Source organism: Deinococcus metallilatus (genome assembly GCF_004758605.1).
In the GTDB taxonomy this organism is placed as follows: Bacteria; Deinococcota; Deinococci; order Deinococcales; family Deinococcaceae; genus Deinococcus; species Deinococcus metallilatus.
The window spans coordinates 1,442,501-1,460,484 of the sequence record NZ_CP038512.1; the positions used below are offsets into that span (position 1 = coordinate 1,442,501).

The following is a 17,984-nucleotide window of genomic DNA, read 5'->3' on the forward strand; positions in this document are numbered from 1 at the left end:
CAGGTGCCGGGCCGTGTCCGCCGCTTCCACAAAAAGCCCCCCGTGCTGCCTGGAAGCAGCCTCCAGCGAGCGAAACCACCGCTCCAGCGGTGCCAGCTCGGGCAGCGGCCGGGCGCGCGGAAGATGCAGCCGGGCCGCCACTCCGCAGAGGACACGGGAAGCCTCATCATCCTGTCCTTCGCGGACCATCCGCACCAGGGAGCGCGGCCCCGTCACCCGTTCCAGCAGCAGCGCCCCGGTCTGCTCTTCGTGTGCTAGCACCCGCGCGGCGCCCTCGCCGTCCCACCACCGCATCAGCAGGCCGCCGCGCCGCTCCTCGGCCTCACGCGGCAGCTTCAGCATGGCGGCCTCGCCCCGCCAGCGCACCGGCAACAGGTCACTGCTATGCGTGTGAATCGGCTCGCCGTCCGGCACGAGTTGCCAGCGTTCCAGAAACGGGGCAAACGGCACAGGTCCGGCTACAGGCCTCCCCATCTCAGTGCGTCTTGATCCAGTTCGCCGCGTCTCGCATCGGCCCCGCCGCGATGGGCCGGAAGTCGTCGTCGATGGGGCTGGCGGCAGGTCCCAGCGAGTGCCCCAGACCGGGGTAGACCTTGATCGTCGCGTCTCTTCCCGCCGCCTTGAACGCCTGCTCCAGCGTGCCCAGATACTTCGCGGGCGTGTTGGCATCGTTCGCGCCTTGCAGCACCAGCACCGGAACCTTGAGGTTGGGCACCTGCTCGGTCACGGTGGGCAGGGCGCGGCCCGGCGCGTAGATGCTGAAAAAGCCCTGCGGGGTAAAGGCGTAATCCAGCACAGCCTGAAACCCCGGCACGACCTCGCTATCCACCTCCAGCTTGCCGTCCTTGTTGGTGTCGAGCAGCGGGTTGATGACGAACTTGCCCTGCTGCGCCTGCACCCGGTCCGTGAAGTAAGACGCTGCGTTTTTGGCGACCAGGCCAGCCTTTCCGGCCAGCAGCTTTGCGAAGTCGGCATTGGTGAGCGCCCCGCCCACCACCGAGCGCAGGTAAGGCAGTTGCACGTTATTGAACTGCGCCTCGAAGAGCTGCCGCCAGGGCAGCACCACCGGCCCCTGCACGATCAGGCCCGCGACCTCCGGGTGCCTCGCCACCAGCGCGGCGGCGACAGTGGACCCCTCGCTCCAGCCGTAGACGAAGATCTTCTTCGGGTCCACGCGCGGGTTTTGCTCCACCCCACGCAAGGCGACCTCGGCGTCCTTCAGGAAGAGATTCAGGTCGGCCTTGGTGTAGAAGCTCTGGTAATCCACCTGGCCGGGGCCGCTGACGTAGTGCTTGTTGTAACGCAACGTGGCGATGCCCTGGGCGGCGAAGGCGTCCGCCAGGTCCTTGAAGATGGCGGACTTGACCTTGCCGTCCTGGCCGAGCATCGTGAAGTTCATATCGGCGGGGGTGGAGCCGTGGATCAGCAGGACGGCGGGCAGCTTCCCGCTCTTGCCCTGGGGATAGGTCCACTCGGCCTTGCTCTGGAAGTCACCGAAATTCAGGGTGGTGGTCACACGTTCCGCCTGTCCCTGTCCGGCCTGGCCCCCCTCGGCGCCGCCCGCGTGGGCGAGAGAGGACAGCAGCAGTGCGGAGAGCAGAAAACTTTTTCGCATGTCTCAACCTAACCCGTTTCGTGAGAGGCGTTACAGGAACAGGCCAAACGGCAGACCTGGCCTGGACCGCCTGCGTCCCCTCCGCCTTTGGCCTGAGGCCCACCTTCGGCCCGAGGTGCTAGCCTCCCCCGGACATGGATTGGTTTTACGCCATTATTTACGGGATCGTCGAGGGCATCACCGAATTTTTGCCGGTCAGCTCCACGGGGCACCTGATCGTCGCCGGGAACCTGATGGGCGTGCCCTGGCCCAAGGAGATCAAGGACACCTTCGAGGTGGTGATTCAGGGCGGCGCGATCCTGGCCGTGCTTGTCTTCTACTGGCGCGACTTCGTGCAGCAGGCGCGCGTGATCGGGCATGATCAGCCCACGCAGCGGCTGTGGCTGGGGGTGGTGGTGGCGTGTATTCCGGCGCTGATCCTCGGCGTGCTGTTCGCGGACGCGATCAAGGCGAACCTGTTCCGGCCCAGCGTGGTCGCCTGGGCGCTGATCGTGGGCGGCGTGCTGATGTGGGTGATCGAGAGCCGCAAGGCCCCGCCCGTCATCCACAGCCTCAAGGGGATCGGCGTGGGCCGGGCCTTTTTGATCGGCGCGGCGCAGTGCCTCGCGCTGCTGTGGCCGGGCTTCTCGCGCAGCGCCAGCTCCATCCTGGGCGGGATGATCATGGGCCTCGACCGCCCGACCGCCACCCAGTTCAGCTTCTACCTGGGGATTCCGACGCTGGGCGGCGCGGCGCTGATCGACTTCATCCAGAGCCGTGCCCTCCTCGCGCAGATCGGCCTCCTGAACGTGGTGCTGGGCGCGGCGGTCAGCTTCGTGGTGGCGTATCTCGCCATAGGCTGGCTGCTGCGCTTCGTGTCCCACAACAGTTTCAAGGGCTTCGCCGTGTACCGCGTCGTGGTCGGCGTGCTGATCCTGCTGCTGGTGGCGAGCGGCAGGCTGGCGAACGGGGGCCTGTAGGGGAGGAAGGCTCCGGCACTCTGCCAGAATGGCCCTGTGTTCGCCCAGTCCCCGGTCCTTTACCGTCCCTTCCTGAGCGGCCGATACGCCGTCTCGGCAGGCCTGTACCGCCTCGGCGTGCAGCCGGTGCCGTGGGTGGGGGAGGGCGTGGTGGAGACGCACACCTTCGCCCTCGACCGCGAGTATCCGCGCTTCGTGGCGAGCAAGGTGGCCGCCCACCGCCGCGCGCTGCACGAGTACGCGGGTGAGGCGGGGTTGACGCCCGACCTGCGGGAAGAGGCCCTCACCTTCATCGCCCGCACCCTCGCCGCCGAGAGTGACGGTGGGATGACCTGGGACGGGCGGACGTTCCGGAATGCCGCCCTCGGCTGGGCCGCCGACCTCGACCCCCGGCGCGGGAGTGTGGAGGCGCTGGCCCGCTTCGCCGCGCCGCTGGCCGACCTCGTGATGGAGGTGACGCCCGTGAACGCGCTGGATTTCCTGGGCTTGAATGCGCCGGAAGACCTGGCCCTGGTCGCGCGCGACCCCCGGACCGGCCAGGACTGGCTGGCCGCCGCGCATGTGCTGTCGCCGCAGCACTGGGACCCGCGGGACAAGCTGGGGCGGGACTTCGTGGCGGTTCATACGCCGGTCGCGGGCAGCGGCCCGATGAACGCCACGGCGCCCCGATTGGTGGACGCGGTGATCACGCGCGGCCCCTTCGTGCGCTTTGCCTGGGGAGTGGCGATGAGTGACCGGCTGGACCACCACCCCGCCGCCCCGCCGGATGCCGACCGCGCTGGCTCCACCCGCTTCGATCCGGACGGCGCGTTCCTGCGGGTGGAGCGGCAGACCCTGACCGGTTTTCCTGCCGCGCACGGGGCACTGTTCACCATCCGGCCCTCTACGTCTCCGCTGCGTGAGGCCGTGGCGAATCCCGCCCACGCTGCCGCGCTCGCCGCCGCCCTCCGGACCATGACGCCCGAGCAGGTGACGTACAAGGGCCTGGACGGGCTGCTGCCGGACCTGCTGGCCTGGCTGGACACGCGGGCGGAAAGGGAAAGTCAAGGTCAGGGCTGCGGCTGCGCCGTAGACTTCGGGACGTGAGCCGCCGTCACCGCCTGCCCCTTGCTGCCGTCCTGCTCGCGGGGCTGCTGGCCGCCTGCGACTTCTCTGGGGGCGGCCAGCAGGCGCGGCAGACCACGACGACTTCCACCACCACCCGCCTGACCCGTGACCCGGTCAGCGGTCTGCCCTTCGTCGCCGTCCGCGACCTTCCGCCCGAGGGCCAGCGCACGCTGCGGCTGATCCGGGCGGGCGGCCCCTTCCCGTACCGCAAGGACGGCAGCGTCTTTGGCAACCGCGAGGGTGTGCTGCCCGGGCGGCCCAGCGGCAGCTACCGCGAGTACACCGTGCCCACCCCGGGCGAGGGGGACCGGGGCGCGCGGCGGATCATCTGCGTGACGGAGAGGCCCCAGGCGCCCCCCGCTGCCGAGTGCTACTACAGCGCCGACCACTACACCACCTTCCGGAGAATCCAGCCGTGATGAACGTCTTCAATGAGGCCCCGCAGGGCATCCAGGCCGCGCCCCACGACCCGCGTATCGTGGCCGCCGGGTATCAGGTGGCGGTGCGCGAGGTCGATCTTTCCCGGGTGCGCGACAAGGAGAGCCTGATGCTGGCTTTTTTGCGCGGCCTGGCCCTGACCGAGAGCTTCGGGCGCAACTGGGACGCCCTCTACGACGTGCTGACCGACCCCGACGCGCGCCCGGCCCGCTTCGCGCTGGTGCTGTGCGACTACGAACACTTCCGCAGGCGGCACAAGCATCTGGGAGCCGAACTGGAGCGCGTGCTGCTCGACGCCCAGCGCGACGCCGCCGCGCAGGGCCGCTGCCTGTGGCTGCTGGCCGAGGAACCCGCTTCTGATCCGAGGCACTGGTGAGGCGGGCCTCCGCCACCCATCGCCTCCGGCACCCCTGCTACACTCCCCCGCGATGAGTTCCCCGCTGTACATCCTCGGCATCGACACCTCCTGCGACGACACCGGGGTGGGCGTGGTGGAACTGACGCCGGACGGGTCGGTGCGGGTGCGGGCCAACCGCGTCTGGTCGCAGACCGTCCACGCCCAGTACGGCGGCGTGATGCCGGAGATGGCGAGCCGCGAACACGTGGAGCGCATTGATGCCGTACTGGGGGACGCGCTGGCCGAGGCAGGCCTGACGGTGGGGGACATCGGCGCGGTCGCGGCGACCTCCGGCCCCGGCCTGGTCGGTGCGCTGCTGGTGGGGCTGATGTACGGCAAGGGCCTCGCGCAGGCGCTGGACGTGCCCTTCTATGCCGCCCATCACCTCGAAGGCCACATCTTCGCGGCGGCGAGCGAGGCGGAGCTTCAGGCGCCCTACCTCGCGCTGGTCGTGAGCGGCGGGCACACCCACCTCTTCGACGTGCCCCGGGAGGGCGAATACGTGCTGGTCGGGGCCACCCGCGACGACGCGGCGGGCGAGGCCTTCGACAAGATCGCGCGGCTGGCGGGCCTGGGTTACCCCGGCGGTCCCGCCATCAGCGAGGCGGCCCGGCGTGGCGACCCGGACGCGGTGCCCTTCAAGGAACCGCTCCAGGGGCAGAAAGGCTTCGACTTCTCCTTCAGCGGCCTGAAGACGGCGGCGTTGCTGGCCCACCGGGCCGGTGCCAAACCGGAAGACCTGGCGGCGGGCTTCGAGCGGGCCGCAGTGCGTTTCCTCGTCAAAACCACGCTGCGGGCCGCGCAGGTGTACGGGCGGGAGACGGTGGTGGTGTCGGGTGGCGTGGCGGCCAACCGCGCGCTGCGGGAAGCCTTCGCCGCCAGCCCGGTCCGGGCCGTGTTCCCCGGCAAGGGCCTGAACACCGACAACGGCGCGATGATCGCGCTGGCGGGGGCCGCCGCCATCCGCGCAGGACGCGAACCCAGCCCGCTCAGCGAGGGTGCGGTGGCGTATGCGCCGCTGGCGAACGCCTGAGCCTCAAGTCTCCCAGGGATTGAGGAGCGGGACGCCGAGTGCCTCAAAGTCGGCGGTGTTGCAAGTGACCAGGGTGAGGCCGTGGTGGAGGGCGGTGGCGGCCAGAAGCGAGTCCATTCTGGGAAGCTGGCCCGGCGTTTTCCCACTGCGGAGAACGAGCTGCGCCCAGGTTGCCATCACTTCCTTGGTGACGGGGAGGACGCGGCCCCGGTACTCCTGATCCAGTAAACGGTTTGCCCACACGCGGAGCTGGGCCCGGCGTACCGGGTCACTGAGGCGTTCCACCCCGTACTCGATCTCTCCAGCCGTCACGGCGCTGAGGTACGTCTCGCTCAGCGGGACTGAAGAGAGGAAGGCCATCAAACCCGGATTGGAACGGAGTTTGGCTGTCTCACTCACCGTGTGGGTATCCAGCAGATACGGCATCAGTCAAAATCCAGCTCGATGTCGCCCCAGGGTGTGCGGTCACGCTCAAATTCCAGGTCCTCGATCTTGGGAATGTCGCGCAATGCCTCAATCGCCATCCGAACCGGCCCGCTCTGCCCTTCAGGCTCAACCGCCACCAGACGCGCCGCAGGCTTGCCATGCCGCGTCACGATCACCGTTTCCCCCGCCTCCACCTCGCGGATCAGTTGGCTGAGCTTGGCCTTGGCATCCTGAAGCTTCACGGTTTTCGTCATCCCGCCCCTTTTCTGGTCGCTCTGACCAGATTCTAACCGATTTGCCCTGAGCCCCCCCCGCTCAACTTCCTTTCGCCCGCTCTGCTGAAATCCGGCGATGGTGGCCCCGCCCACGCGCTATACTCATGTGTCATGTTCCGTGTCCTGAACAAAGTGTTCGATAACAACCAGCGCGACGTGCAGCGCATCATCAAGACGGTGGTGCAGCCCGTGAACGCGCTGGAAGAAGAGACGATGAAAATCGAGAACCTCGCCGAGGCGTTCATGGCCCTGCGAAAGCGGGTCCAGGAGGGCGGGGAGTCGCTGGACGACGTGCTGGTGCCCGCCTTCGCCCTGATCCGCGAGGCGGGCCGCCGGTCCATCGGCAAGCGCCACTACGACGTGCAGTTGATCGGCGGGACGGCGCTCCACCAGGGCCGCATCGCCGAGATGCGCACCGGCGAGGGCAAGACGCTGGTCGCCACGCTGGCCCTCGCGCTGAATGCCCTGGAAGGCAAGGGGGCTCACCTCGTCACCGTGAACGATTACCTCGCCCGCGTCGGGGCCGAGGAGATGGGCCTGCTGTACCGCACGCTGGGCCTGACGGTGGGCCTCGCCAGCCGTGACCTCCAGCCGCACGAGCGTCAGGCCGCCTACGCCTGCGACATCACCTACGTCACCAACAGTGAGCTGGGCTTCGACTACCTGCGCGACAATATGGCCCAGAGCCGCGAGCAACTGGTGCTGCGCGCCGATCACCCCCTCCACTACGCCATCGTGGACGAGGTGGATTCCATCCTGATCGATGAGGCCCGTACACCGCTGATCATCTCGGGCGCGGCGGAAAAGGCGACCGACCTGTACTACGTGTACGCCAAGCTGATCCGCCGTCTCCAGAAGGGCGAACCCGCCGAACCCGGCAAGCGCGCGGAGCCGACCGGCGACTACACCATCGACGAGAAGGGCAAGCAGGTTCACCTGACCGAAGGCGGCATCGCCAAGATCGAGCGCCTGCTCTCGCTGACCGATCTCTACAGCCCCGAGAATATGGACAAGGCGCACATGATCACCCAGGCGATCCGCGCCCGCGAGCTGTACCACCGCGAGAAGGACTACATCGTGAACGCCGAGGGTGAGGTCATCATCATCGACGAGTTCACCGGACGCTCGATGCCGGGCCGCCGCTACGGCGAAGGGCTGCACCAGGCCATCGAGGCCAAGGAAGGCGTGAAGATCGAGAACGAGAACCAGACCCTCGCCACGATCACCTACCAGAACTTCTTCCGCCTGTACGACAAGTTCGCGGGCATGACCGGCACCGCCAAGACCGAGGAAAAGGAATTCCTCGACATCTACGGCTCCGACGTGCTGGTGATCCCCACCAACAAGCCGGTGATCCGCCAGGACGCCGACGACCTGGTGTACCGCACCCGCATGGGCAAGTACCAGGCTGTCGTGGGGGAAGTGCAGGAGATGCACGCCACCGGCCGCCCGATCCTGATCGGCACCGCCAGCATCGACACCTCCGAGCAGCTCAGCGCCTTGCTCACGCAGGCGGGCATCCGGCACTCGGTCCTGAACGCCAAGTACGAGGCGCAGGAGGCCAGCATCATCGCGCAGGCGGGCCGTTCGGGGACCGTCACCATCGCCACCAACATGGCCGGGCGCGGCACCGACATCATGCTGGGCGGCAACGCCGAATTCATTCTGGGCGAGGCCATCGAGCAGAATTTCGGGATCAGCCGCTTCGCCCCCGAGGCCGAGGCCTTTATCAAGGCGATCAGCCGTCAGGACCCGGAAGCCGAACAGTTGGGGATGCAGATTCCCGGCATGACCGCCGACTTTATCCGGCAGGCGCGGCAGCTCCAGACGGACACCGTGGCGGACCGGGCCCGCGTGCAGGAACTGGGCGGCCTGCACATCATCGGCACCGAGCGCCACGAGTCCCGGCGCATCGACAACCAGCTTCGCGGGCGCGCGGGCCGTCAGGGCGACCCCGGCTCCAGCCGCTTCTACGTGTCCTTCGAGGACGACCTGATGCGCCTCTTTGCCAACGACCGGGTGGTCGCCATGATGGACCGCCTGGGCATGGACGACACGCAGCCCATCGAGGCCAAGATGGTCACCGGGGCCATCGAGCGCGCGCAGGCCCGGGTGGAGGACCGCAACTTCGGCATCCGCAAGCAACTGCTGGAGTTCGACAACGTGATGAGCAAGCAGCGCGACACCATCTATGCCCAGCGCCGCGAGGTGCTGCTCGGCGCCGACGAGGACGTGGAGGAATCCACCGAGGGCATGATCGCGGACTTCACCGAGATGCAGCTCGCCTACTACGCCCCGATTGACCAGGCCCCGGAAACCTGGGACCTGGAGACGCTCCGCACCAATCTGATCGACGCGGTGCCCCAGCTCGAAAGCTACGACTTCGAGGCCCTGCGGACCATGACGCCGGGGGACGCCCACGCGCACGTGATCGAGGCCGTGGCCGACACCTTCGACGCGCGCAAGGAGGAACTCAGCCCGACCATGCTGAACAGCCTCTCGCGCTACGTGCTGCTTCAGGTGGTGGACCAGCACTGGAAGGAACACCTGCACGGCATGGACGTGCTGAGGCAGGGCATCGGCCTGCGCGGCTACGGCCAGCGCGACCCCTTCACCGAGTACAAGTTCGAGGCGACGAACATGTTCAACGACATGATCGACAACCTCAAGGGTGAGGTCACCAAGTTCGTGTTCCGGATGCAGTTCGGGCAGGCGAGCTGAGGCAGGGCGTAAAAGACCCCTCACCCAACCCTCCGCAAGCGGCTGTACCAGTCTCCCCACGGGAGAGGGCTTTTCTGACCCCTCTACCAAGGGGAGACTTGCAAAGCTGCGAAGCAGAGGGGCCTGGCGAAGCCAGGGGGTGAGGGGTCTTTGACACGCTCCCTGCGGCGCCACACCGTTTTCCCATTCTCCCGGACATGGTAAACTCCCCCCGTCAGCCAAGCGTCAGCGTTCACCCTGGGATTCTCGTTTGCGTACCCCGGTTGCCCGACCTCTCTGTCAAAGGAGACATTCACGGGCAAGAGATGGGGCGAAAGGTAGGCTCATCATGGCGGAAGTCGTTCTGGAGCACATCCACAAGTACTACGGCACCAAGCAGCATGCGGTGAAGGACTTCAACCTGGACATCGCCGACCGCGAGTTCATGGTCTTCGTCGGGCCTTCGGGCTGTGGCAAGTCCACCACCCTGCGGATGATCGCAGGCCTGGAGGATATCTCCGACGGCGTGTTACGGATCGGGGACCGCGTTGTGAACGACGTGCCGCCCAAGGACCGCGACATCGCGATGGTCTTCCAGAACTACGCGCTGTACCCGCACATGAATGTCTACGAGAACATGGCCTTCGGCCTGAAGCTCCGCAAGACGCCCAAGGCCGAGATCGACAAGCGCGTGCGGGACGCGGCGCGCATTCTCCAGATCGAGCACCTGCTGGGCCGCAAGCCCAAGGAACTCTCCGGCGGTCAGCGTCAGCGCGTGGCGATGGGCCGCGCCATCGTGCGCGAGCCGAAGGTCTTTTTGATGGACGAGCCGCTCTCCAACCTCGACGCGAAGCTGCGCGTGGAGATGCGCTCGCAGATTTCTCAACTTCACCGCCGCCTGGGCGCCACCATCATCTACGTGACGCACGACCAGGTCGAGGCGATGACGCTGGGCGACCGCATCGTGGTGATGCGCGACGGCGTGATCATGCAGGTGGACACGCCGATGAACCTCTACGACTTCCCGCAGAACAAGTTCGTGGCGGGCTTTATCGGCAGCCCCTCCATGAACTTCCTGACCGCCCGCGTGCAGAACGGCGAATTCGTGGTCGGCGGCAGCCGCGTCGCGCCGATGGGCCGCCTCGCGCAGAGCCTCAGGGCCTACGAGGGCAAGGAGGTCTACCTGGGTATCCGCCCCGAGCATATCGGCGTGGTGGGCCAGAGTGACATCCCGCAGGGCGTGAACGTGCTGCGCGGCAAGATCGTGGTGGTCGAGCCGCTGGGCGCGCAGACCGACCTGATCATCGACGTGGACGGGCAGGATATCACGGCCAAGGTCGAGGGGCAGGCCGCCGTGGACCCGGGCGACGACATCGAGCTGCTGATCGACCAGACGCGCCTGCACGCCTTCGACCACGAAACCGAGATGGCCATCGACCGGGGCACGCCGACCGGCAAGCGCGGCCAGGCGGACACGCTCGGCCTGGGGTACGAGTACGGCACGCCCGCAACCAGCCAGGCCCCCGGCACCGTCACCGTCATCTCCGCCGACGACTGAACCCGCTCGTCCTGCCCCGCGCCGCCTTCTTCCGGGAGGCGGCGCTTTTGTGACCCGCTTCTGACCTACCCCCCCCAGTTCCTCATGCTCTCCTCCTTTACCTGCTCTTCACCCGGCGCTAGAGTGGCCCATCACTTCAACCCGCCGGTCCCCAGGCGCCAGCCAGGCGGCCGGAACGGCCAGAACGAGGAGCCTGCATGATCAAGAAAGCACTGCTGACCCTGACCGCCCTGAGCCTGCTCGCCAGCGCCGCCGAGGCGCGCACCTGGGACGAGATCAAGAAGAGCGGCACCATCAGGATCGCCACCGAGGGGGCCTTTCCGCCCTTCAACCTGATGAAGGGCAACCAGCTCACCGGCTTCGAGGTGGACCTCGCCAATGCCCTGGCCCAGCAGCTCGGCCTCAAGGTGCAGTGGGTGACGCAGCCCTTCGACAACCTGCTGATCGGCCTCAATCAGGACCGCTACGACTTCGTGATCGCCAGCCACGGCATCACCCCCGAGCGGCAGAAGGCCGTGGACTTCGCCAACCCGCACTACTGCACGGGCGGCGCGATTGTCACGCATCCCGGCGGCCCCATGACGGCGGCGGCGCTGAAGGGCAAGACGGTGGCGGTGCAGGTCGGCACCACCTACCTGCAAAACGTCAGCAAGGTGCCCGGCGTGGGCGACGTGAAGACCTTCCCTAAGGACACCGACGCGCAGGCCGCGCTGCTGGCGGGCCGGGTGGACGCCTGGGTGGGCGACAAGTTCACCGGCCTCGATCTGGTGAAGGCCCAGAAAGGCAAGCTGGTGCAGGGGGACCTGCTGTTCAATGAACGCATCGGCATGGCCGTGAAGAAGGGCAACAGCAGCCTGCTGAAGGAACTGAACGCCGCGCTCGCCAAGGTCATGAACAACGGCACCTACGCCAAGATCAGTGGGGAGTACTTCGGCCAGGACATCCGCTGCCGCTGAGGCCAGCCGGAAGGGGGGGAGTGGGGGAAGCGTGTGGGAGAGCTTCCCCCACCCTCTTTGCGGGGTCTGCGTGCGCGCCTTGCGGCTACCCTGTGGCCGCGTATCTGTGCCATCATCGGCGCAATGAAAATCGAGCGTGACTCACGGTTCACGGCCCTCCCCGGGAGGCGGGCGTGACCGTCCCGAAAGCGGCGCCGCGCCAGCCGCTGGGCGGCTTCGCCCTGCTGGCCTGGGTGGTGGCCGCCGCCGCCGCGTTCTTCCTGCTGTTCTTCCTGATCACCGCCGTGCTGCGGCAGATACCCGACCCCATCGGCCCGCGCGCCGACCTGTTCGTGGAGGGCGCCCGGATGACCCTCCAGCTCACGGTGGTGAGCGGCTTGATCGGCCTGCTGGTCGGCATCGTCGCGGGCATCATGCGGACCAGCGCCGTGTGGCTCGTCCGCGCCCCGGCCAGCCTGTTCATCTGGCTGATTCGCGGCACGCCGCTGCTGGTGCAGATCCTGTTCGTGTACAACGCCCTCCCGCCCATCCTGCAAGCCATCGGCCTGAAGGTCGAGCTGAACGAGTTCTGGTCGGCGGTGATCGCGCTGGCCCTCAACGTCGGCGCGTACAACGCCGAGGTGATCCGCGCGGGCATCCTGGCCGTACCGCGCGGCCAGACCGAGGCGGCCCGCAGCCTGGGCCTCAGCGGCGCGCAGACCATGCGGACGGTGGTGCTGCCGCAAGCCCTGCGGATCGTGGTCCCGCCCCTGGTGAACAACCTGGTCGCGCTGCTCAAGGACTCCTCGCTGGCCTCCTCCATCGCCCTGCTCGAACTCACGCTGGCGGGGTCGCGCGTCTCCAGCGAAACCTTCCAGCCGGTCCCCGTCCTGACCACCGTGGCCTGCGTCTACCTCGCCCTCACCACCGTGATGACGCTCTTCACGGACCAGCTCGAAAAGCGGGTGAAGATCGCGACGCGGTAAGCGGTCAGCCGTCAGCAAGAACAGGCCCCCAGCGCGCTCGGCTGGGGGTTTTGCTGATCACTGATGGCTGAGAGCTGACGGCTCCTACACCGCAGGCACCACCGGCGGCCCCTCCTTCCGGCTCCCCGCCTTCTGCCAGAAGTACACGGCCGCGATCAGCCCCAGGGCAGCGAGGTTCCACAGGATGTGTGTGGGGATGATCAGGATGAAGGACGCGACCAGCAGCAGCAGCATCTGGAAGACGTTGGTGCGGCGGTGCAGGAAGCGCAGCGTGGCGGCGCTGAAGGCCACCAGGCCGAGGAACGCGAACAGGATCATCGGGATGGCCTCGGCCCAGGGCAGGCCGCCCAGGCGACCGTTGGCGATCAGGAGCAGCGACGGGTTGAAGAACATCATGTAGGCCAGCAGCGCCGTCCGCAGCTCGTACTGGAACGCCTGAATGCCCGTGGCGACCGGATTCCCGCCCGAGATCGCGGCGGCGGCGAAGGCGGCCAGCGCGACCGGCGGCGTGGAGTCGGCCATGATCCCGAAGTAGAAGACGAACATGTGGACCGGGAGCATCTGCGCCGGGTTGGTCGCGTCCAGCCCGGCAATCTTGGCGACGATGGGCACGATCAGCGCGCTCATCAGGATGTAGTTCGCGGTGGTGGGCAGGCCCATCCCCAGGATCAGCGCGATCAGTTGCGCCATTAGCAGCACGACCAGCATCGCGCCGAACGTGGCGACGGCGGTGGCATCCACGCCCGGCAGCAGGCCCGCCACGCCTGCCAGGAAGGACCGGAAGCCCTCGCTGACCAGTTGCACAATGTCCGCCAGCCCGAAACCCAGCCCGGTGATCGTCACGATCCCCACGATGATCCCGGCGGCCGCGGTGGCGATGGCGATGCCGATCATGCTCCTGGCTCCAGCCTCGAACGCCTCGATCAGCATCCGTGCGGCGTCGAGCAGCCCGCGTCCGACGGTGCGCCCGTCGCGGCTGGCCCGCCACGCCTCCTGCACGAACATCATGGCGATCATCAGGAAGATGGTGTTCAGGGCGATGCGCTCGGGCGTGGCGTCGGGGTTGACTGTCAGCGTGCCGATCAGGTAGACCAGCGGAATCAGGTAGTACCAGCCCGAGAGCAGCGTCCGCCGTACACGCGGGAGTTCGCTGCGGGGCAGGCCGCGCAACCCCAGTTTCAGCGCCTCGATGTGCGTGACCACCAGCAGCGCCGCGTAGCACAGGAAGGCGGGCACGGCGGCGGCCAGGATCAGGCTGCGGTACTCGATGTTGAGGTTCTGCGCCATGATGAAGGCGGCGGCCCCCATCACCGGGGGCATCAGTTGCCCGTTGGAACTGCTGGCGACCTCGATGGCCCCGGCCTTCTCCGCCGAGTAGCCGACCCGCTTCATCGTCCCGATGGTGATGTTCCCGCCGGTCACGACGTTGGACACCGCCGAGCCGCTGATGATGCCGTTGAGCGCGCTGCTCAGGACGCTGGCCTTGGCCGGGCCGCCCCGGAAGCCGCCCAGCAGCCCCTGCGCCACGTTCATGAACCACTCGCCCGCGCCCAGCTTGTCGAACACCGAGCCGAACAGCACGAACAGAAAGACGATCTGCGCGCTGACGCCGATGGCCGTGCCAAAGATGCCCTCGGTGTTGGCGAACAGTTGCCCGACCACCTGCGGCCAGGTCTGCCCGGCGTGGAGCTGAAGCTGCGGCCCCAGGTCGCCCCGGATCAGCCCGCGCGGTCCGGTGAGGGCGTACAGCATGAACACCCCCGCCACGATGGGCATCGCGATCCCGATGGTGCGCCACGCGGCCAGCAGCAGCAGCACGACCATCGCGCTGCCCACCCACACGTCCGTGTTGTTCAGCACGCCGCCCTGCACGTTGGCAATGGTGGGGTACTGGGTGATCAGGTAGACGGCGGTGCCGACCGCCGCGGTGCCCAGAATCCAGTCGTACCACGGCACGCCCACCTGCGGCTCTCCCGGCGTCTTGCGGAAGGGGAAGACCAGATAGGCCAGGGCAAACGCGAAGGCCAGGTGCGTGGCGCGCAGCAGCAGGGTGTCGATGGTGCCCACCTGCGCCGCGTACATCTGAAAGAGGCACCAGGCGATGGCGATAACTGTCACCAGGCTCTTTTGCCAGCCGTACAGCTTGCGCCCGCCCGTCTCGGCCGCCTCGACCATTTCCAGGGCGCGTCTCTCGCCCTCGGTCATGCCGCTGTGGTCGAGGGCCGGGTCGCTGGAGACGGGTCTTGTCGGATCACTCATAGCTGACTCATTCCTTCTCTCGAAAAAAGGAGCCAGCCGCCGTGATGCGCGCGGGCTGGCCCCTCCTGGCAGGCCTGGGGCCGATTACTTGACGTTGATGCCCTTTTCCTTGAAGAACTTCAGGGCGCCGGGGTGCAGCGGGGCGGGCAGGCCCTTGACCGCCTTCTCGTAGCTGAAGCTGGCGAGGCTGGGGTTCAGGGCTTTCAGTTCCGCCTCGTTGCTGAAAATGGCCTTCATGGCCTTGTAGACGGTGTCGTCGGGGACATTGGTGGTCGTCACCAGCGTGGCCTGCACCGCCACGCTGGGCACGGTGGCGCCGATGCCCTTGTAGCTGTTGGCGGGGATGTTGTGGCGCACGTAGAAGGGGTACTTCTTGATGAGCGCGGAGGCCTGGTTGCCGCTGACCGGCACCAGCTTCACGTCCACCGTCTGCGCGATCTGGCTGATGGCGCTGGCCCCCACGCCGACCGTGTAGAAGAGGGCGTCAGCGCGCTTGTCCTGCATCAGCGAGATGCCCTGGGCAGGGGAGACACGCAGCGCCTGCCCCAGGTCGCCCTCATTCAGGCCGTAGGCTTCCAGCACCTGCTTGGCGGTCTGTTCGGTGCCCGACCCCAGGTCACCGATCACCACGCGCTTGCCCTTCAGGTCAGCCATCGAGTTGATTCCCGCGTCCTTGCGCGCCACCACGTGCAGTACTTCCGGATACAGCACGGCCATCGTGCGGAGCTTGCTGTTCGCCTTGCCCTGGAAGGCCTGGAGGCCAGTGCCCTTGTAGGCGTAGTACACGATGTCGTTTTGGGCGATGGCCGCGTCGAGTTCGCCGGTGGCGAGCGCGTTCACGTTGAAGACGCTCCCGCCCGTGCTGCGGGCATTGGCGCGCACGCCTCCCCCGGCGTCGTTGATCATCTTGGCCATGCCGGTCGCAACCGGAAAGTACACCCCGGTGGTGCTGCCCGACCCGATGGTCAGAAAGGCGGTGCCCTGCGCGAGGGCGACGGCGGCGGTACCGAGCAGCAAAACAGTGGTGATTCTTTTCATGCAGTCTCCTTCTGGCAACGGCGGAGCGTCGCCGGGTCGTGGCTGTGTGTGGTTCTGAAGCTTAGCATAGCCTCATCTTTGACTGCGCTTTCCGTCGTCCCTGCCTGGGCCGCAGGCCGCGCCAGAGCGTGTACACTCCGCGCATGACGCAAGCGGGACCGATCATCGTGGCGAAGGACGTGGAGAAGCATTTCGGGAGCTTCCAGGCCCTGCGGGGAGTGAGCCTCACCGTCCAGCCCCGCGAAGTCGTCGTCATCATCGGCCCCTCCGGCAGCGGCAAGAGCACCTTCATCCGCACCCTCAACGCCCTCGATCCCCACGACCACGGCTCCATCACCGTCGACGGTATCCCCCTCGACGGGCAGCGGCACCTCGACGAAATCCGCCGCGAGGTCGGCATGGTCTTCCAGTCCTTCAACCTCTTCCCCCATCTCACCGTCCTCGAAAACATCACCCTCGCCCCCACCCGTGTCCGCAAAACCAGCCCCGCTGAAGCCGAACAGCGTGCCCTGGAACTCCTGAGGCGGGTGGGGATTGAGGAACAGGCGCACAAGTATCCGGCGCAGCTCTCAGGGGGGCAACAGCAACGGGTGGCGATTGCCCGGGCGTTGGCGATGGACCCGAAGGTGATGCTGTTTGATGAGCCGACCTCGGCGCTGGATCCGGAGATGATCAAGGAAGTGCTGGATGTGATGAAGGAGCTGGCGCGGTCGGGGATGACGATGCTGGTGGTGACACATGAGATGGGGTTTGCGCGGGAGGTGGCGGACCGGATTTTGTTTTTTGACCGGGGACAGATCGTGGAGGATACGACGCCGGAAGCGTTCTACAACCATCCCCAGCACGAACGCGCCCAGGCCTTTTTAAGCAAAATCCTCGGCCATTAAGGGCAGGAGTGAGGGGTTAGGCGTCAGGAATTAGGGAAGTCCGAAATCCTAACGCCTAATCCCTCTTACGCATCCCGCCGCAACTTCCCGCACTGCCACCAGGCGGCGGCGAACAGCACCGCGCTCAGGACGAACACCACGCGGTAACCGGCGGCGTCAGCCAGCAGGCCACCCAGGACCGGGGCGAACAGCGCCGCGCCGACCAGGGTATTCAGCGTGCCGATGTAGCGGCTGCGGGCGTCCGCCGGGGCGAGATTCAACAGGTGGTTGGTGTGGCCCAGGTTGAAGCCTTGCAGGGCCACGCTGGACAGGATGAAGACCAGCAGGTACGCGCCCGGCGGCAGGTGCAGAGTCCCTACCGTCAGGGCCAGCAGCGGGGCCAGGCCCGCGAAAAAGGCCGCGTAGCGGATGATGCGCCGCGACCCCTTCCGCTCGGCCACACGCTGCCACAGGATGTTCGAGAGGGGCGCCGCCCCGGTCAGCGCCATCACGAACGTGCCCAGGGTGGCGGCCGGGTAGTGCAGGTCGCGCAGCGCGTAGACGGCGTAGAAGGGATCGCCCATGCTGGCGGCGGCCAGCAGCAGCCGCACGATCAGGAAGGCCCGGAAGTGCCGGTCCGCCAGCGTTTGCGGGATGGCCCGGACCTCCTCGCGCACCTTTCCGGGTGGGAGGGGCGGATCGGCGGGTTCCGTCACCCGCCCGAACACGCCGTAGCCGACCGTATAGGCGACGGTGCCCAGCAGGAAGATCAGCGCGTAGTTCAGCGGAAAGCTCAACCCCGACGCCAGAATCCAGCGCACCACCAGCCCGGCCCCGAAGGCCAGCAGCCCGCCGTAGAGGTTGCGGGTGCCAAAGAACCAGGCGCGCCGCCCCGGGGGCACGATCTTGCTCACGACCTCCAGAAACGGCAGCCCCGACACGCCCGAGGCCAGCGCGTTCAGCAGCATCGCCAGCACGAAGAGGGTCAGGCACAGCGCGGGTTGTCCGGCCAGCGTCGCTGCGATCACCACCATCGCCAGATACGTCAGCATCCGCACCAGCGCCGCCGAGCGGTACACCGGCAATTTGTAGGGCAGCGAGCGGACCCGCGCCGCCACCAGCAATTGCGGCAGCATCCATCCCCCTGCCGAGATGGCGGGCAGCAGCCCGATGATGGCATTGGGGGCTCCCAGCCGCGCCGCGAAGCCTGCCACCACCACAGACACACTCAGAAAGCCGTCCCCCAGGAAGACCAGCCACCCGTTCAGAATCCCCAGGCGTTCGTTGGGATTCCATCTGAGGCGGGCAGGACGGGCAACAGACACCCGAGCATTATGGGGAGTGTTGGCCGGGCCTGTTCAGGATGGAGAGACGGGTGGGGCAGAGGACAGA

At 67.3% G+C, this 17,984-nt stretch carries 17 protein-coding genes (1 of these 17 cut by a window edge); 10 read left to right on the plus strand and 7 right to left on the minus strand.

The annotated features are described in order from the left end of the window. Window positions 1–450, minus strand: partial view of an aminoglycoside phosphotransferase family protein gene (locus E5F05_RS12945; RefSeq protein ID WP_241687159.1) — the 5' portion only. Its footprint begins 360 nt before the window's first position; the window shows 450 of its 810 coding nt (coding positions 1–450); its start codon is at window positions 448–450; the stop codon falls past the left edge of the window. Between the two features lie 25 nt (window positions 451–475). Next, entirely contained in the window at window positions 476–1,615 is a 1,140-nt protein-coding gene (locus E5F05_RS12950; RefSeq protein ID WP_129119035.1) for an alpha/beta hydrolase family protein, read from the minus strand. A 134-nt stretch (window positions 1,616–1,749) separates the two neighbouring features. Between E5F05_RS12950 and E5F05_RS12955 the strand changes: the two genes are divergently transcribed. From E5F05_RS12955 to tsaD, 5 genes are read left to right on the plus strand one after another with little or no spacing between them, the layout of a single operon-like run. Further along, on the plus strand, window positions 1,750–2,574 hold the full coding sequence (locus E5F05_RS12955; protein ID WP_129119036.1) for an undecaprenyl-diphosphate phosphatase: 825 nt from the start codon (window positions 1,750–1,752) through the stop codon (window positions 2,572–2,574). Between the two features lie 36 nt (window positions 2,575–2,610). Then, on the plus strand, window positions 2,611–3,660 hold the full coding sequence (locus E5F05_RS12960) for a heme-dependent oxidative N-demethylase subunit alpha family protein (protein WP_129119037.1): 1,050 nt from the start codon (window positions 2,611–2,613) through the stop codon (window positions 3,658–3,660). Then, a complete protein-coding gene (locus tag E5F05_RS12965) occupies window positions 3,657–4,100 on the plus strand; it encodes a guanyl-specific ribonuclease (protein ID WP_129119038.1) in 444 nt (147 codons plus the stop codon). Before E5F05_RS12960 ends, E5F05_RS12965 begins: the two co-directional genes overlap by 4 nt. Further along, the gene (locus tag E5F05_RS12970) at window positions 4,100–4,495 is read left to right on the plus strand and encodes a barstar family protein (protein WP_221274245.1); all 396 of its coding nucleotides are present in this window, start codon (window positions 4,100–4,102) and stop codon (window positions 4,493–4,495) included. The genes E5F05_RS12965 and E5F05_RS12970 overlap by 1 nt, the downstream gene beginning before the upstream one ends. Before the next feature lie 52 nt (window positions 4,496–4,547). Continuing rightward, complete coding sequence (tsaD, locus tag E5F05_RS12975; RefSeq protein WP_129119040.1) at window positions 4,548–5,549, plus strand: tRNA (adenosine(37)-N6)-threonylcarbamoyltransferase complex transferase subunit TsaD; 1,002 nt, start codon at window positions 4,548–4,550, stop codon at window positions 5,547–5,549. Window positions 5,550–5,552: 3 nt separating this feature from the next. Here tsaD and E5F05_RS12980 read toward each other — a convergent pair whose 3' ends face one another. Both E5F05_RS12980 and E5F05_RS12985 read right to left on the minus strand, forming a co-directional pair. After that, window positions 5,553–5,975 (minus strand): type II toxin-antitoxin system VapC family toxin, encoded by a 423-nt coding sequence (locus E5F05_RS12980; protein WP_129119041.1) that lies wholly within the window; start codon window positions 5,973–5,975, stop codon window positions 5,553–5,555. Further along, window positions 5,975–6,229, minus strand: a complete 255-nt coding sequence (locus E5F05_RS12985) for a type II toxin-antitoxin system Phd/YefM family antitoxin (RefSeq protein WP_129119042.1) — start codon at window positions 6,227–6,229, stop codon at window positions 5,975–5,977. Before E5F05_RS12985 ends, E5F05_RS12980 begins: the two co-directional genes overlap by 1 nt. A 132-nt stretch (window positions 6,230–6,361) precedes the next feature. Here E5F05_RS12985 and secA point away from each other — a divergent pair, with 132 nt between their 5' ends. The 4 genes from secA to E5F05_RS13005 all read left to right on the plus strand — a co-directional run bounded on the left by secA (window position 6,362) and on the right by E5F05_RS13005 (window position 12,429). Continuing rightward, window positions 6,362–8,971, plus strand: a complete 2,610-nt coding sequence (gene secA, locus E5F05_RS12990; RefSeq protein WP_129119043.1) for a preprotein translocase subunit SecA — start codon at window positions 6,362–6,364, stop codon at window positions 8,969–8,971. Window positions 8,972–9,299: 328 nt separating this feature from the next. Further along, window positions 9,300–10,508 carry an ABC transporter ATP-binding protein gene (locus E5F05_RS12995; protein ID WP_129119044.1) on the plus strand — a complete coding sequence of 403 codons (1,209 nt, stop codon included), beginning with the start codon at window positions 9,300–9,302 and terminating at the stop codon, window positions 10,506–10,508. Between the two features lie 197 nt (window positions 10,509–10,705). Continuing rightward, window positions 10,706–11,464, plus strand: coding sequence for an ABC transporter substrate-binding protein (locus E5F05_RS13000; RefSeq protein ID WP_221274244.1), 759 nt, complete (start codon window positions 10,706–10,708; stop codon window positions 11,462–11,464). Window positions 11,465–11,637: 173 nt separating this feature from the next. Next, a complete protein-coding gene (locus E5F05_RS13005; RefSeq protein WP_129119045.1) occupies window positions 11,638–12,429 on the plus strand; it encodes an amino acid ABC transporter permease in 792 nt (263 codons plus the stop codon). An 84-nt stretch (window positions 12,430–12,513) separates the two neighbouring features. Here the strand turns inward: E5F05_RS13005 and E5F05_RS13010 are convergent, their stop codons facing one another. Beyond that, the gene (locus E5F05_RS13010) at window positions 12,514–14,688 is read right to left on the minus strand and encodes a TRAP transporter permease (protein ID WP_206733013.1); all 2,175 of its coding nucleotides are present in this window, start codon (window positions 14,686–14,688) and stop codon (window positions 12,514–12,516) included. Window positions 14,689–14,772: 84 nt separating this feature from the next. After that, window positions 14,773–15,726, minus strand: coding sequence for a TAXI family TRAP transporter solute-binding subunit (locus E5F05_RS13015; RefSeq protein WP_129119046.1), 954 nt, complete (start codon window positions 15,724–15,726; stop codon window positions 14,773–14,775). Window positions 15,727–15,869: 143 nt separating this feature from the next. Between E5F05_RS13015 and E5F05_RS13020 the strand changes: the two genes are divergently transcribed. Further along, entirely contained in the window at window positions 15,870–16,613 is a 744-nt protein-coding gene (locus tag E5F05_RS13020) for an amino acid ABC transporter ATP-binding protein (protein ID WP_129119047.1), read from the plus strand. Between the two features lie 65 nt (window positions 16,614–16,678). Here the strand turns inward: E5F05_RS13020 and E5F05_RS13025 are convergent, their stop codons facing one another. Further along, on the minus strand, window positions 16,679–17,917 hold the full coding sequence (locus E5F05_RS13025) for an MFS transporter (protein ID WP_129119048.1): 1,239 nt from the start codon (window positions 17,915–17,917) through the stop codon (window positions 16,679–16,681). Window positions 17,918–17,984: the final 67 nt, after the last annotated feature.

Bases quoted from the DNA above. Each gene is read 5' to 3' on its own strand.
- E5F05_RS12980 (WP_129119041.1), bottom strand. From the start codon at position 5,975: ATGCCGTATCTGCTGGATACCCACACGGTGAGTGAGACAGCCAAACTC.
- tsaD (WP_129119040.1), top strand. From the start codon at position 4,548: ATGAGTTCCCCGCTGTACATCCTCGGCATCGACACCTCCTGCGACGAC.
- E5F05_RS13000 (WP_221274244.1), top strand. From the start codon at position 10,706: ATGATCAAGAAAGCACTGCTGACCCTGACCGCCCTGAGCCTGCTCGCC.
- secA (WP_129119043.1), top strand. From the start codon at position 6,362: ATGTTCCGTGTCCTGAACAAAGTGTTCGATAACAACCAGCGCGACGTG.
- E5F05_RS13010 (WP_206733013.1), bottom strand. From the start codon at position 14,688: ATGAGTGATCCGACAAGACCCGTCTCCAGCGACCCGGCCCTCGACCAC.
- E5F05_RS12985 (WP_129119042.1), bottom strand. From the start codon at position 6,229: ATGACGAAAACCGTGAAGCTTCAGGATGCCAAGGCCAAGCTCAGCCAA.
- E5F05_RS13020 (WP_129119047.1), top strand. From the start codon at position 15,870: ATGACGCAAGCGGGACCGATCATCGTGGCGAAGGACGTGGAGAAGCAT.
- E5F05_RS12955 (WP_129119036.1), top strand. From the start codon at position 1,750: ATGGATTGGTTTTACGCCATTATTTACGGGATCGTCGAGGGCATCACC.
- E5F05_RS12970 (WP_221274245.1), top strand. From the start codon at position 4,100: ATGAACGTCTTCAATGAGGCCCCGCAGGGCATCCAGGCCGCGCCCCAC.
- E5F05_RS12950 (WP_129119035.1), bottom strand. From the start codon at position 1,615: ATGCGAAAAAGTTTTCTGCTCTCCGCACTGCTGCTGTCCTCTCTCGCC.
- E5F05_RS13015 (WP_129119046.1), bottom strand. From the start codon at position 15,726: ATGAAAAGAATCACCACTGTTTTGCTGCTCGGTACCGCCGCCGTCGCC.
- E5F05_RS12995 (WP_129119044.1), top strand. From the start codon at position 9,300: ATGGCGGAAGTCGTTCTGGAGCACATCCACAAGTACTACGGCACCAAG.